Source organism: Oceanicaulis sp. (genome assembly GCF_965249665.1).
Classification (GTDB): domain Bacteria; phylum Pseudomonadota; class Alphaproteobacteria; order Caulobacterales; family Maricaulaceae; genus Oceanicaulis.
In genome coordinates, this window is the sequence record NZ_OZ252247.1 from 2230285 (window position 1) to 2244419 (window position 14135).

Sequence of the window (14135 nt, forward strand, 5' to 3'; positions counted from 1 at the left end):
GGCTTGGCCAAGGGCGGCGTCTCCTGGCTAAACACGGAAAGGCCCCGCTTCGGCGGGGCCTTTTTTGTGCGTCATCAAGGCCTGCGGATGGAATTCATAAGTGAGCTAGCGCCAGTCGCGCCGGGCCAGCCAGACACACGCCAGGGCGAAGATGACGACGCCGCCAACAGAGCCTGTTAGCAAGGCCTGTTGAGCGCGCTCGGGATCTGATGCGAGCATGTTCACCGGCAAAAGCCAGGGAAAGTAGACGCCGTATTCTGACGATGTGGCCACAACGGACACGAAAACACCGCCGATCCCGACAATGATCGGTGTCGCGAAAGATGAAACCGCATGCGCGATCGAGAACTGCAACCCGGTCATCAGCATGCCGGCCAAGCACATCTTCAGCATGAGTCCCACCATCAGCGCGTGAGGCGGTGACCCCGCCATCTCCAGTGATGGATCAATCAGACGCAAAAGATGAGAGACGCCGAGCACGCTGGCGCCGACGCCGACCGAGATCAGCGCCACAAGTCCGATGGTCACCACCGCCTTGGCGGCGAACACCGCGGTCTTTGGCACGGGCTGGACAAGGCTCCAGGTCCACCCTGCGCAGCCATGCTCAAGACTCGCCATCAAGGCGGTCAGGGCGGTAATGGTCAGCGGCATCAGCAGATAGGCCCAAATGGCGGCGCCGCTCAGGCTGAGCTGCTCCCAGCTCTCAGGGCCGTTCCCTGTCAGGACGACCGCCATGATCATCAGGCCCAGCATGAGCGGGGGCGCGACCGCCAGCAAAAGTACAAGCGAGCGCTTGAGTTTCAGGATTTCCACCTGAACGGCGCGCATCAGGGCGATCATGAGTTCAGCTCCCGGCTGGCGCCTGTCACTTGCAGGAACAAAGTTTCCAGTGTGGGTTTTTCAACGTGCAGGGCCGATATGCCGAAGCCCTCGGCGACCAGCTGCTGTATTAACGCTCGCCGCTCCGGGGCGCTCAGTCTCAGGTCGACGCGCACCCAATCGTCCTGCCGGTCGGCGTGATGGCCCTGGTCGAGAAATCGCTGCGCCAGTGCGACGGGTTTGTCGGTTTCCAGCGCCAGGACCGCCGGCGCTGCGTCCATCAAATGCCCAAGCCTGTCCTGGAAGACCATTTTGCCTTTGTCCATCAGCGCGCAATGCGTTGCGATCTGCTCGATTTCGCTCAGAAGGTGGCTGGACAGAAACACCGTTGCGCCCACGGTTTCAGGCAGCGAGTGGATCAGAGCGCGCATGTCCGCAATACCGGCTGGATCCAGACCATTGGTCGGTTCATCGAGGATGAGAAGACGCGGCTGGCCCATCATCGCGCGCGCTAGTGCGAGACGCTGACGCATGCCGAGCGAGTAGTCCGACACCTTGCGATCCATGGCCTCGACGAGCTGCACGCGTTCGAGCTGTTCCAGTCCCTGGCGCACCGGGCGCCCGGACAGTCGGGCCGAGAGCGTGAGAATTTCGCGGCCGGTCAGATTGGGATAGAGCGCCGGGGTCTCCACGATCGCGCCTACGCCCGACAAGGCTTCCGTGCGGCTCCGGGCGAGGCTGCACCCGTTCAGACGCACGTCGCCCTGATCCGGCGCGATCAATCCCAACAGCATGCGAATGGTTGTGGTCTTGCCAGCGCCGTTGGGCCCCAGAAAGCCGAAAACGCTGCCCTCTGGAACCGCCAGGTTCAGGCCGTCTACTGCGGTCACGTTTCCGAAGGCGCGGCGCAGAGCATGTGTTTCAATCGCATACGTCATGGCGAGAGGCTCCGGCATAACGCCATGACGGTCAGCTTAAATTGCTGTTAGCCGGCCAGCCGCGCCCGCCCGATCAGCCAGTCGTGGTCGATGGCGGCTTCGCCCGCGCCCAGAGAGGTCGGATTCTCGGCGATCCGCCGTCCGATATAGGCGTCAGCGGCGGGCTCCAGCCCGGCCCGGATAAGGCTGCTGGCCGTCAGGGCGGTCGCGGCACATTCCGCGAACCGGCGAGCATCGGCTTCGCCAATGCCGCCAGAGGCCATCGCCATCAGGGTGTTCAAGCGGGCATCGAGCGCAGGGTGTCGTCCGAAAGCGGGCGCCAGCTCGGCGGCTAGCGCGTCTCGCGCCGCCTCGTCTCGCGCCAGAGCGCGCAGCACGTCGAGTGCGATGACATTGCCGGACCCTTCCCAGATCGCGTTCAGCGGGCTCTGACGGAACATGCGGGGCAGGGGGTGTTCTTCCACATAGCCTGCGCCGCCATGCGCCTCCATCGCTTCATAGGTCAGATATGGCGCGCGCTTGCAAATCCAGTATTTGGCGATGGGGGTGAGCAAGCGCGCCAGCGCCGCCTCGTGCGGATCGGTCTCGGCCTTGTCAAAGCTCTCCGCGACCCGGAAGGCGAGGGCGATCGCGGCTTCCGCTTCCATGGACATCTCGCCCAAGACTTCGCGCATCAGCGGCTGATCAATCAGACGGCGCTGAAACGCGCTGCGGCGGTCGGCATGCCAGACCGCATAAGCCGCGCCATTGCGGATCAGGCCTGCTGAGCCCGCCAGACAATCCAGCCGCGTATGATTGACCATTTCGATAATGGTGCGCACGCCGCGTCCCGGCTCGCCCACGCGGCGGGCCCAGGCCTCTTTGTACTCGATCTCGGAGCTGGCGTTGGAGCGATCGCCCAGCTTGTCTTTCAGGCGCTGGATTTCGATCGTGTTGCGCTCGCCATCCGGTTTCCAGCGCGGTACGAGAAAACAGCTCAGCTGCGCGTTGTCGCCTTCACCTTCATAGGCCAAGGTCAGAAAGCCGTCGCTCATGGGCGCCGAGCAGAACCATTTATGCCCGGTCAGGGTGACGATATCGCCATCACCGCTTTCGGCTTTGGTGGCGTTGGCGCGCACGTCCGAGCCGCCCTGTTTCTCGGTCATCGCCATACCAAGGGTCAGCCCGACCTTGTCTTCAGGCGGCAGAAAGCGCGGATCATAGCGACCGGAGGTGACGCCTTGAATCCAGGGGCCGGTCCAATCCGATTTGCGCAGCGCCGGCACGCTGGCATAGGTCATCGATTGCGGGCAGCACACGCCGGCGTCCGCCGTCCCCATCAGCATCAGAAGCGCGGCGTGCAGCGAATGCGGCGCGTCCTGTTCCGTCCAGGCGGCCGACGACACGCCATGGCTCAGACCTAGCTCCATCAGCGCATGATAGGCGGGGTGGAACTCCACCTCGTCAATACGATGACCAAACCGGTCGAAGGGCTTGAATTGGGGCGGGTTTTCATTCGCCATCCGGGCCAGGTCCTGAACGCTGTCAGAGCCGATTTCGGCGCCCATGGAGGAGAGGCGATCTGAATGGACCTGGGCGCCATTGCGCGCCAGCGCATCCTTCAGCATGGCGTCATCGGAATACCAATTCACGCCGACAAGCGGTTCAGATTGGTTCTCTACGGTATGGGTGGCGAGGTCGGAGCGGGGGGCGTGATGTCTCATGGGCCGCATCAAACCTGTTTGCAGGGCGCCTGTCGACCCGAACGACACATGGAGAAATGTTTAGGTTTCGGCAATGGTGTGGTGGGGTGTGTTCGGCCAGCATGCAAGCGCGATGGCGTTGAGGGGGACAACCCGCGCCTAATGATAACAACACTCAAAAGAGATGAGGGTCGAAATGACGGTCATGGTTCTGGCGCTGGCGACGGCGATGCAAGCGGGCGGCGCGCCGTCCATAGAGATTGAAAACTTCATTGGCACGGTGCGCGTGGAGCAAGGCTCTGCGCTGGACGCGCGCTTTGAACAAGGCGGCTCCAGCGCTGATATCCGCAATGCGAACGGCGCGCTTTACGTGGATGGCGGCGAAACCATGCGGCGCATGCGGTGCTTTGGCGGCTTCCGGGAGCAGCGCGTCGGACGCAATCGACGCGAAGCGCTGTCTTTTGACGAGCTGCCGGTTCTGATCATTACCACGCCGAACCCGGCCAGTGTGGAGCTGGATGACTCCATCGTTCGCGCCGATTTGGGCGCAACTCAATCGCTTGATCTGGTGATGTCGCATTGCTCAACGCTTGAAGCCGGTGATGTCAGCGCTGACGCACGCTTGGCTATTCGCGGGTCTGGCCATGTGAGCGTGGGTGAAATCGGCGGCGCCCTGACTGCGGCGCTGTCTGGCTCAGGCCATCTGAGCGCCGAGGATATTGGCGAAACGGTTGACCTGGGGGTGTCCGGGTCCGGCGATGTTGAGCTCGGGGATGTGGGCGGCGACATGGAGGTCGGCATTTCAGGCTCTGGCGAAGTCGTGGCGGGACATGTGGCCAGCCTTGAGGCCAGTGTGTCAGGCTCCGGCAATGTGGAGATCGGCAATGCGCCGGGCGGCGTTCAATACGCGGCGTCTGGCAGCGGGGATCTGTCTGTCGGCGCTACGTCAGATGTGTCTGTCAGCATTTCGGGCTCATCCAATATGGAAGTCGCCAGCATGGACGGCGTTCTGGAGATGAGCAGCAGCGGCTCTGGCGATGCGCGTATCCGGCAAGGCCGCGCCAGCTCTGTTGAGGCGCGCCTGGGCGGGTCGTCCGATCTGTGGTTCGGCGGCACCGCCGGGGATGTGGACATCCATGTCAGCGGCGGTTCTGACGCTTACATCCGCACCGTCACCGGCCAGCGTAATATCCGCACCTCTGGCGGCGGCGACTTCACCACCGGCGGCTAGAGCGACCGGGAGCTGGCTCAGTCCGCTTTGGGATTGATCCGTGGATCAAAGCGGGAGGCTTCATACAGCGCGATCGCTGCGGCGTTCGACACATTGAGGCTTTCCGCTTTCGGTCCCATCGGAATGCGCGCCAGCGCCGAGCAATGCTCGGCCACGCGCGGGCGCAGGCCATCGCCTTCCGCGCCCAGCACCAGCACCAGGCCGGGACCGGCGTTCGCCGCGACTTCGTCTGACAGGCTGGCCTCGGCTTCGCCTGCCAGGCCGATCACATGGCGACCCGCTTCCTCAAGTGCGATCAGCGTGTCGGCGATATTGGTGACCTTCACATGAGGAATGGTCTCCGCACAGCCGACCGCGGTCTTGCACAGGGCGCCAAAGAAGGGCGGCGATTTTCGATCCTGAACGATCACGGCGCGCACGCCGAAGGCGGCGCACGAACGCAGAATGGCGCCCACATTGTGCGGGTCGGTGATCTGATCGAGCACCACCAGCAAGCCATGGGTGGGTTCCATCACGGCGTTCAGCGATTCCGCAGGCGGTGCGCCGGTTTTCAGCGCGAAGCCCTGATGCACCGCGCCTTCTGGCAAACGAGCCGTGATCTGGCCCGGCAATTCAATGTCGGCGAGCTTTTGAAATGTGTCATCCAGCTCGGTCGCAGCATTGCGCGTCACATGCAAGGAGATGTGTTTTCGCTTGGGGTTGGCCAAGGCCGCCAGGACCGCATGGCGCCCCCAGATCCACCCCTGATCGGGGCCGTCACGCCGGGCTGCATTTCGCGCTGCAGAACCCTTTTTATCGGTGTTGCGCCGTTGAAAAGCCATGACTATAGTCCGCGCTCCAAATCAGGAAGCGGCCTCGTTAAAGCCCTTAGCGCTCAAGCGCAATCGGTTGATGCGGTGAACCCCTGAATTGGCCCGGCGACTGAGCTCCCGATCAGTCGTTCTCGCGGTGACGCGAACCCTGTGGAGGGGTGGGAGAGTGGTTAAATCCAGCAGACTGTAAATCTGCCCGTTTCGGCGTACGCTGGTTCGAATCCAGCCCCCTCCACCATCTTGCTTCCCTATGACCGAGCATTGATCCGATTTGCCGTCAGGCTTGAGGCCGGATGTGCGCTTGCGGATCACCCCATCTGCATTCGGACCGCTTCTGCTGTCTCGACAACGGGGTGAGGGACACGCTATCTAATCGCTTCGGCGCGGGTATAGCACAATGGTAGTGCAGCAGCCTTCCAAGCTGAGGATGCCGGTTCGATCCCGGCTACCCGCTCCATTTCCCTTCTTTTCCTGAAAACGAACGCGTGCAGACCCGCGCGGGCGATTGCGCGGCTGGGGCGAACCACGTCACACTTCTTCCTGACTTGCCGGCGTGGCGGCTGGTGTTGACAGGGTGGACGGAGCATGGCGCGCATTCTGATTTATTTCGCTCATCCCGGTCGACGCTATTCACGCGCCAATCTGGGCATGGCGGAAGCCGTCAAACATCTGGCGGGCGTCAGCTTCATTGATCTGTACGAGCTCTATCCGCGGCATGATATCGAGATCGAAGCCGAGCAGGCGCGTCTGGTCGAGCACGATGTCGTCCTCTTCCAGTTTCCGCTGTTCTGGTATTCCACGCCCTCGCTTCTGAAGGAGTGGATGGATCTGGTTCTGGAGCACGGCTTCGCCTATGGCGCCGGTGGAGAGGCGCTGAAGGACAAAATCTTCATGTGCGCCGTTACGGCCTCGTCTCCAGAGAAGGCGTACAGCCCGGAAGGCTTCCAGCATTATCCCTTGCGCACCTTCCTGACGCCGCTGGAGCAGACTGCGAGGCTCTGCCAGATGCGCGGCTTGCCGCCCTATGTATTGTATGAATCGCTTGTGGCGTCCGAAGACGAGCGCCTGCCTGATCATGTCAACGGTTATAAGCGACTGATCATGGCGCTTCGTGAAGAGCGCTATGATTGCGAACAGGCCGAAGCCTGTGACGTGATCCAGGCCCAAGACCTCAAGGCATTGCTCACAGACGAGGAGACGGCCTGATGGGCGATTTTCTGCTTATGGCGACCTTGTTTCTGACCGCAGGCGTCATCGCGGTGCCTTTGGCGTCTCGTCTGGGGCTAGGCTCGGTGCTGGGCTATCTGACGGCCGGAATTGTTCTGAGCCCGATCCTGGGCCTGTTGAATGTGGACGTCATCGCCATTCAGCATTTCGCTGAATTCGGCGTCGTCATGATGCTGTTCATTGTCGGGCTGGAGCTTGAACCGCGACGCCTGTGGGATATGCGCGCCCGGTTGGTGGGGCTGGGCGGTTTGCAGGTCGGGCTGACAGCTCTCGTCGTCATTGCAGTCTGTCTGATGCTGGACATGCCCTGGCGTCAGGGCGTCGCCATCGGCTGCATTCTGGCGCTGTCTTCCACCGCCATCGTCCTTCAGACCCTGAACGAGCGCGGTTTGATGAATTCGGACGGCGGCCGCAGCAGCTTCTCTGTTCTGCTGTTTCAGGACATCGCTGTCATCTTCATGCTGGCGCTGTTTCCGCTGCTCTCTTCGCCCGACATTCTGGCGCAAACCGCAGGGCACGCAGCCGGGCATGTTTCAGACCATGGCGGAGAGGGCGCGGAGCTGGCGCCCTTTGCAGGCGTGCCAGGATGGGGGCGGGGGCTGATCAGCCTCGCCGCAATAGCACTGGTTGTGGGGATTGGCAGCTATCTGACCCGCCCCCTGTTTCGGTTCATCGCCATGGCGCGTCTGCGCGAATTGTTTACTGCGGCGGCGCTCATGCTGGTCGTCGGGATCGCGCTGCTGATGACGCTGGCGGGGTTGTCGCCGGCGCTGGGCGCGTTCCTGGCGGGCGTGGTTCTGGCCAATTCTGAATATCGGCACGAACTTGAAAGTCATATCGACCCGTTCCGCGGGCTCTTGCTGGGCCTGTTTTTCATCACGGTCGGCGCGGCGGTGGATTTCACCCTGCTAGCTGAGCAGCTGTGGACGACGCTGGGCCTGACGGTCGGCCTGATCGTGATGAAGGCGGCAATCTTGTGGGGGCTCAGCCTGGTCTTCCAGATCGGCGGAGCGGACCGTTGGCTCTTTACGCTGGGACTGGCGCAGGCGGGTGAGTTCGGTTTCGTGCTTCTGACGCTGACCGTGTCTGAATCGATTTTGCCGCCCATGGTCTCCAGCCAGATCTTACTGGTCGTGGCGCTGTCCATGCTGATCACACCGGGCCTGTTCCTGCTCAATGACAAGATCGGCGCGATGATGGCCAGAGCGCGGCCTCTCCAGGATGCGGACGAGATAGATTCCAAAGCCAAGATTATCGTCGCCGGGCATGGCCGCGTGGGCGGCATCGTCAATCGCATGCTGCGCGCCTACGGACATGAGACGACGGTATTGGATTACTCTTCCAGCCAGCTTGAAATGCTGCGCGCGTTCGGGATTAAAGTGTTTTTCGGCGATGCGACCCGGCCAGACCTGCTGCACGCCGCCGGTATTGAGCAGGCTGAGTTGTTGGTGGTCGCCATCGACAACCGCGATCAGATCACAGAGCTGGTGCGCCATGTGCGCCGGCATCATCCCCATGTCCATGTGATCGCCAGGGCGGTCTCGCGCGAGCATGTCTATGATCTCTATGCTGTGGGATGCCGGGACATGATCCGGGAGACCTTTGATTCAAGCGTCCGAATAGGGCGCAGCGCCTTTGAAGCTTTGGGCGCGCACCCTTTTGACGCCGAACAGATGTGCCGCGCCTATGTGCATGAGGACCGCAAGATCCTGCGTGAGATGGCCGAGGTGTATGACCCGGAGATTCCCAATCACAAGAATCCACCCTTTGTCGCCAGAGCCAGAGAGGCGCGCGAGCGTCAACAAAGCGAGCTGAGCGGCGGCGGGCGCGTCCTGGGCGCGATGAACGACCGGCGCTGGTCGCCACCGACGCCTAAGGACGTCCGGGACGAACGCGATCAGGCGCGTTCAGACCCGGATGAACAAGGCTAGGCGGCGCGGTTGATATGGCCCATCGCGTCGCTGATGCTCTCATCGCCTTTGCAAAGCTCGAACACGGCGCCGGAGGCTTCAGGCACGCTGACGCAGCGCTCGAGCACTTCCGCCACGTCTTCGCGTGAAATCGTGTCGCCGCTGACATGGTCTGAGGAGACTTCGATCCGCCCCGACCCGTCTTCGTCGGTCAGCGATACCGGGCGGACGATTGTGAAGTCCACGCCGGCGGTCTTTAGATGCGCATCGGCGTCGTGCTTGGCCTTGAGATAATGTTTCAGCCCGTCAGGGCCCTTGTCAGGGGCGTCAGCGCCGACTGAGCTCAGCATAACGAAGCGTTGAACGCCGGCCTTCTTGGAGATTTCGATCAGCGAGATCGCGCCCTCACGGTCAATGGCGTCAGTGAGCGATTCAGGCGTGTCTCCGCCTGAACCTGCAGCGAAGATCACCGCGTCCACACCATCAGCTACATCGTCTGGCAAAGCGGTCAGATCCGCCGTGCGAGTCTCTACGCCGTCTGGCAAGACTGAGAGGTCCGAGCTTTCTCTTACCAGCGCCACCGGCGTGCGCCCGGATTGCTGTATCTTGCGCGTGAGGGTGCGACCGGTGAGCCCTGTGGCCCCTGCAATGAGAATACGCATCGTCTTCTCCCGTTCTGCTTTAGATGCTGGCGGAGGCCAGCGTCCATGAGAAACGGGGGAGGGGCGCTTTTGTTCCTTTTGCCTCACATGAAGGACTGCGAAGCGAGGCGGTCCAGGGCGCTTTATCTGCAGAAGCCTGCAGTGAAGATGCTTTCTTTCTTGCCAGAGCGTGGATCGAGCGCTATGCCCCGCGCAATCGCCCTGGCGCATCGTTCAGCAGTCGGACCGTCGGCTGATGCAAGCGCCGCAAATTCATGTTCCAGCTTGAGGGTCCACGACAATGGCCAAGGAAAAGTTTGAGCGTACGAAACCGCATGCCAATATTGGCACGATTGGTCACGTTGACCACGGTAAGACGACGCTGACCGCCGCGATCACCAAATACTTTGGTGACTTCCGCGCGTATGACCAGATTGACGGAGCGCCTGAAGAGAAGGCGCGCGGCATCACGATTTCGACGGCGCACGTTGAGTATGAGACCGAAGGTCGTCACTACGCGCACGTGGATTGCCCGGGTCACGCTGACTATGTGAAGAACATGATCACGGGCGCGGCGCAGATGGACGGCGCGATTCTGGTTGTGAACGCGGCTGACGGCCCGATGCCGCAGACGCGCGAGCACATTCTTCTGGCGCGCCAGGTCGGCGTTCCGGCTCTGGTTGTGTTCCTGAACAAGGTTGACCAGGTCGACGACGAAGAGCTTCTGGAGCTTGTGGAGATGGAAGTTCGCGAACTTCTGTCCTCTTACGACTTCCCGGGCGACGACATTCCGATTGTTGCGGGCTCTGCGCTGGCGGCGATGGAAGGCCGTGATCCCGAGATCGGCGAGAACAAGATCAAGGAATTGATGGCGGCTGTGGATGAATACATCCCGACCCCTGAGCGTCCGGTTGATCAGGCGTTCCTGATGCCGATCGAGGACGTGTTCTCGATTTCGGGCCGCGGCACGGTTGTGACCGGCCGTATCGAGCGCGGCATCATCCATGTGGGCGACGAGATCGAGATCATCGGTCTGCGCGACACGGTGAAGACGACGTGTACGGGCGTTGAGATGTTCCGCAAGCTGCTCGACCAGGGCGAAGCGGGCGACAATGTGGGCCTTCTGCTGCGCGGCATTGACCGTGAGGGCGTTGAGCGCGGCCAGGTTCTGGCCAAGCCGGGTTCGATCACGCCGCACGCGAAGTTCGAAGCCGAGGCTTACATCCTGACCAAGGAAGAGGGTGGCCGTCACACGCCGTTCTTCTCCAACTATCGTCCGCAGTTCTACTTCCGCACGACGGATGTGACCGGTGTTGTGACCTTGAAAGAGGGCACCGAGATGGTGATGCCGGGCGACAATGTTGAAGTGTCTGTGGAGCTGATCACCCCGATCGCGATGGAAGAGAAGCTTCGCTTCGCCATCCGCGAAGGCGGCCGCACTGTGGGCGCTGGCGTGGTGTCCAAGATCACCGACTAAGCGCACGCGCTGCCCGCAGCGTCACGCAAAGATCAACGCCCCGGAGCCAGGCTCCGGGGCGTTTTTCGTTGGTGGACAGATGAAACAGCCATCGCGGCTGTTGTCGATAGTCCTTTTGGCGCAGTCATTTGTCTGAACATAATTGCGGTAATATTACCACAATAACGATCAAAACGAATATGGACGCAAGCCCGTCGCCCCGTCTTTGCTTGGCGTTCGACATGCCCTGTGGAAGCGTATGGTTATTAACCATATAGGGGAGGTATTCACATGTTGAAATCATACAAGGGGCGGCTCCTTGCGGCTTCTGTACTGGCGTCGGCGCTCATTACGCCGGCCGCGCTGGGGCAGCAAGACGATTCGCCTGAACAGACCGAATCAGCTGCTGCAGCGGCGGTGCAAGATGATTCCGCCGAACGCATTGTCGTCACAGGCTCTCGTCTGCGCCGTAATGAGTTCACGGCGATTTCTCCGGTTCAGATCATTGACGCCGCTGACGGCCGGAACATCGGCATCACAGACACTACGGCGCTCATTTCACAAAACCCTGTGGTGACCGGCGCCCAGCTTGACGGCTCCATCAATGCCGGGGCGCCGACGGCCGCCGTTGAAGGCGTGCCCGTGAACGGTCCGGGATCCTCGACTGTCGCGCTGCGCGGGCTTGGCGCTGAACGCACCTTGCTGCTGTTTAACGGGCGAAGAGTGGGCCCGTCAGGCGTGCGCGGCGCTCCCGTGGCCCCGGATCTGAACTTGCTGCCAAGTTCGGTGATCGACCGTGTCGAACTGCTGACGGACGGCGCGTCGTCCGTCTATGGCGCTGACGCGGTCGCCGGCGTGGCGAATATCATTCTGCGTGACGAGTATGAAGGCCTTGAGCTAGGCGGCTTCGTGTCTGTTCCGGAAATGGGCGGCGGGGAAGTCACCCAGATCAACTTTATCGGCGGCGCCTCAACCGATCGCAGCAATTTCACGATCGCGGCCGAGTTCTACAACCGCAATGCCATCATGCTGCGAGATCGCACGGACTGGAGCCCCTGTCTGAGCGATATCGAAGTCGACACAGCCGGCAATGTTTATAGCGAATGCATGGACGGTCGCCCGGACAACGCGGTGTTCCTCGCAGGCGCAGGCTTTCGCTGGAATACACCGGGATTCACCAATATCGGCATTCCGGGCTGGTCGGACGGAGCCGGCGTCAATCAGTTCATTGGAGGCAATTGGCGTCAGACCGGGGATTACAACCTGATCGACGAGGAGCTGAACACCCAGCTGCTTGAAGAGACCGAGCGCATGAGCATTTTTGGCTCGGGCCGGTTTGACCTCAACTTCTTCGAACGCGATACGGCCTATTTCGAGCTGTTGTACTCGACCCGGAACTCTACCGGTCGCTTCACCAACGAGCAGGCCTTCCCGGGCGTTCCGGCGCTGATCCCGCAAGAAGATGCGGATGGCGATATCATTGTCGACGCCAACGGGGACCCCATACTGGTCGACAACCCGCTCAACCCGTTCGATGTGGATGCACTGCCAGTGTACTCCAACAATTCCCTGGCCCAGCGTCGCTCGAGCGATGTCTCTTTCCTGCGCGGGGTGTTCGGACTGGAAGGCGACTTGCCTGTGCTGTCGAACCGGAACTGGGTGTATGATCTCAGCGTCTCCTATGACCGCAGCTATGGCGTCGCGTCCCAGCCGATCATCAGCGAGTTCGCGGTCCGTGAAGCGCTGGATACGCTGCGACTGGACTCCAATGGCAATGTGATCTGCGGGCTGGATCGCACCGCAACGAGCTTCGGCTTCCTGACGCCGACGCCTTGCGTGCCGGTCAACTTCTTTGCACCGAGCCTTTACTCGACCCAGGGAGGCGACAAGCGCTTCGCCACCCAGGCGGAAGAAGATTTCCTCTTCGGTGATTCCATCAACACCACGGAGATCGAGCAAATTCACCTGCAGGCTCTGTTCACGGGCGACCTGTTCAATGTCCCGGCAGGCACGGTCGGCCTGGTTGTTGGCGGCGAATTCCGCGAGCAGCGCATTTCGACGGTGAATGACTATATCCGAACCTCCGGTCAGGCCGCGTCTGAGATTCCGGATACGGAACCGAACACGAACGGCCGTACCTCACTGGCCGAATTCTTCCTGGAGACTGAAATTCCGGTGACCGACGACCTGCTGTTCAATGCGGCAGGCCGGTATACCGAGGAAGAGAATTTCGGCTCCCAGGTCACTTACTCGGTCCGTGCTGACTGGTCCGTGACGGACTTCCTGCGCCTGCGGTCCACCTATGGCACGTCCTTCCGCGCTCCGAATCTGCGGGAGCAGTTCCTGGCGGGCGGTACGGCGACCATCGGTGGCGGCGCAGACCCGTGCCTCGTCCCGACAGCCGCCAACAACAACGGCGCCTATGATCCGACTCAGGATGATCGGTCCCAGCTATTGCTGGACAATTGCGTCGCTGCAGGGGTGGATCCGACAGCGCTCGGCCTTCTGGCGACAACCGGCATTACGGTCCGAACCGGCGGCAATACGGGTATTGAGGCGGAAACGTCTGAATCCCTGACCGCAGGTTTCGTGTTCAGCCCGGAGTTCAGCCGCGATATCGATTTTGACCTGGCGGTCACATATTTCGATATCGATGTTGAAAACACGGTGGAGGAAGCCAGCGCGTCTGGGCTGATCTCAGATTGCTACACCAATCTTCCCGGACTGGCGGACCCGGCCTGTGCGCGGGTGATTCGTCAGGGCGGTGACCCCACGACCAATACGATTGCCTCCGTCAATGCCGGCTTCATCAATATTGGTCGCATCACCTCGACCGGTCTGGACTATAACGCCCGGCTGAGCATGCCGTTCAGCCTGATCGATGACCAGACGGATCTCACGATCACATTCAATGCCGCTCAGTATCTTGAGCAGCTTGAGCAGGAAGATCCGACATCGCCGATCGATGACAATGTCGGCGAGATTGCTAGCCCTGAGTTTGCCGCGCAGATTTCGGCCATGCTGGAGCGGGGCGACTGGGCTGCGCGCTGGCGGATGCGGTATCAGTCGGATGGTCAGCAAGACAATTCCGATGCCTTCGCTGACAGGACTCCGGATGCCGGAGGCTCGTCAGCCTGTGCTGTCGCAGGCGTGACAGGGCAGTGCCGGGACGTTGATTTCGTGGATAGTTACACGGTCCATGATTTCTCGATCACGTACGAGAGAGACATGTGGAATATGTCCGCGGGCGTGAACAATGTCTTCAACGAGCAACCGCCCCTGATCGATCAGGGCGAGGGGCCGGCCCGGATGAACATGGTCGTCCAGTCTGGCTATGACCTGTATGGACGCCGGTTCTTTATCGGCGCCAATCGCCGCTTCTAGGCGAAGGACTCACTGCTCACGCAATTTGGCGGCCG

General features: G+C 61.4%; 10 protein-coding genes and 2 tRNA genes. 7 read left to right on the forward strand and 5 right to left on the reverse strand.

The features are described from left to right. Positions 1 to 105 precede the first annotated feature (105 nt). Genes ACP154_RS10720 through ACP154_RS10730 form a run of 3 tightly spaced genes read right to left on the reverse strand, consistent with a single transcriptional unit; the run spans position 106 to position 3460 of the window. Positions 106 to 840: an ABC transporter permease gene (locus ACP154_RS10720; protein WP_421859309.1), complete on the reverse strand. Its 735-nt coding sequence runs from the start codon at positions 838 to 840 to the stop codon at positions 106 to 108. Beyond that, entirely contained in the window at positions 837 to 1757 is a 921-nt protein-coding gene (locus tag ACP154_RS10725; RefSeq protein ID WP_421859306.1) for an ABC transporter ATP-binding protein, read from the reverse strand. The genes ACP154_RS10720 and ACP154_RS10725 overlap by 4 nt, the downstream gene beginning before the upstream one ends. 47 nt (positions 1758 to 1804) lie before the next feature. Next, a complete protein-coding gene (locus ACP154_RS10730; RefSeq protein WP_421859303.1) occupies positions 1805 to 3460 on the reverse strand; it encodes an acyl-CoA dehydrogenase family protein in 1656 nt (551 codons plus the stop codon). A gap of 175 nt (positions 3461 to 3635) precedes the next feature. Here ACP154_RS10730 and ACP154_RS10735 point away from each other — a divergent pair, with 175 nt between their 5' ends. After that, positions 3636 to 4670, forward strand: coding sequence for a GIN domain-containing protein (locus ACP154_RS10735; RefSeq protein ID WP_421859301.1), 1035 nt, complete (start codon positions 3636 to 3638; stop codon positions 4668 to 4670). A 17-nt stretch (positions 4671 to 4687) separates the two neighbouring features. Here ACP154_RS10735 and ACP154_RS10740 read toward each other — a convergent pair whose 3' ends face one another. Further along, positions 4688 to 5491 (reverse strand): TrmH family RNA methyltransferase, encoded by an 804-nt coding sequence (locus tag ACP154_RS10740; RefSeq protein ID WP_421859298.1) that lies wholly within the window; start codon positions 5489 to 5491, stop codon positions 4688 to 4690. Positions 5492 to 5634: 143 nt separating this feature from the next. Here ACP154_RS10740 and ACP154_RS10745 point away from each other — a divergent pair. The 4 genes from ACP154_RS10745 to ACP154_RS10760 all read left to right on the forward strand — a co-directional run bounded on the left by ACP154_RS10745 (position 5635) and on the right by ACP154_RS10760 (position 8640). Further along, positions 5635 to 5720: transfer RNA gene (locus ACP154_RS10745), tRNA-Tyr, on the forward strand. Positions 5721 to 5865: 145 nt separating this feature from the next. Further along, positions 5866 to 5939, forward strand: a tRNA-Gly gene (locus ACP154_RS10750). 128 nt (positions 5940 to 6067) lie between these two features. Then, on the forward strand, positions 6068 to 6688 hold the full coding sequence (locus ACP154_RS10755; RefSeq protein ID WP_421859295.1) for an NAD(P)H-dependent oxidoreductase: 621 nt from the start codon (positions 6068 to 6070) through the stop codon (positions 6686 to 6688). Next, positions 6688 to 8640, forward strand: a complete 1953-nt coding sequence (locus ACP154_RS10760) for a cation:proton antiporter (protein WP_421859292.1) — start codon at positions 6688 to 6690, stop codon at positions 8638 to 8640. The genes ACP154_RS10755 and ACP154_RS10760 overlap by 1 nt, the downstream gene beginning before the upstream one ends. On the opposite strand, the gene ACP154_RS10765 is transcribed toward ACP154_RS10760, so the two are convergent. Beyond that, on the reverse strand, positions 8637 to 9281 hold the full coding sequence (locus tag ACP154_RS10765; RefSeq protein ID WP_421859289.1) for an SDR family oxidoreductase: 645 nt from the start codon (positions 9279 to 9281) through the stop codon (positions 8637 to 8639). The genes ACP154_RS10760 and ACP154_RS10765 overlap by 4 nt on opposite strands. Before the next feature lie 280 nt (positions 9282 to 9561). Here ACP154_RS10765 and tuf point away from each other — a divergent pair, with 280 nt between their 5' ends. Continuing rightward, entirely contained in the window at positions 9562 to 10737 is a 1176-nt protein-coding gene (tuf, locus tag ACP154_RS10770) for an elongation factor Tu (RefSeq protein WP_133723070.1), read from the forward strand. 270 nt (positions 10738 to 11007) lie between these two features. Then, entirely contained in the window at positions 11008 to 14100 is a 3093-nt protein-coding gene (locus tag ACP154_RS10775) for a TonB-dependent receptor plug domain-containing protein (protein WP_421859286.1), read from the forward strand. Positions 14101 to 14135 lie beyond the last annotated feature (35 nt).

Bases quoted from the DNA above. Each gene is read 5' to 3' on its own strand.
- ACP154_RS10765 (WP_421859289.1), bottom strand. From the start codon at position 9,281: ATGCGTATTCTCATTGCAGGGGCCACAGGGCTCACCGGTCGCACCCTC.
- tuf (WP_133723070.1), top strand. From the start codon at position 9,562: ATGGCCAAGGAAAAGTTTGAGCGTACGAAACCGCATGCCAATATTGGC.
- ACP154_RS10720 (WP_421859309.1), bottom strand. From the start codon at position 840: ATGATCGCCCTGATGCGCGCCGTTCAGGTGGAAATCCTGAAACTCAAG.
- ACP154_RS10725 (WP_421859306.1), bottom strand. From the start codon at position 1,757: ATGACGTATGCGATTGAAACACATGCTCTGCGCCGCGCCTTCGGAAAC.
- ACP154_RS10740 (WP_421859298.1), bottom strand. From the start codon at position 5,491: ATGGCTTTTCAACGGCGCAACACCGATAAAAAGGGTTCTGCAGCGCGA.
- ACP154_RS10760 (WP_421859292.1), top strand. From the start codon at position 6,688: ATGGGCGATTTTCTGCTTATGGCGACCTTGTTTCTGACCGCAGGCGTC.
- ACP154_RS10730 (WP_421859303.1), bottom strand. From the start codon at position 3,460: ATGAGACATCACGCCCCCCGCTCCGACCTCGCCACCCATACCGTAGAG.
- ACP154_RS10735 (WP_421859301.1), top strand. From the start codon at position 3,636: ATGACGGTCATGGTTCTGGCGCTGGCGACGGCGATGCAAGCGGGCGGC.
- ACP154_RS10755 (WP_421859295.1), top strand. From the start codon at position 6,068: ATGGCGCGCATTCTGATTTATTTCGCTCATCCCGGTCGACGCTATTCA.
- ACP154_RS10775 (WP_421859286.1), top strand. From the start codon at position 11,008: ATGTTGAAATCATACAAGGGGCGGCTCCTTGCGGCTTCTGTACTGGCG.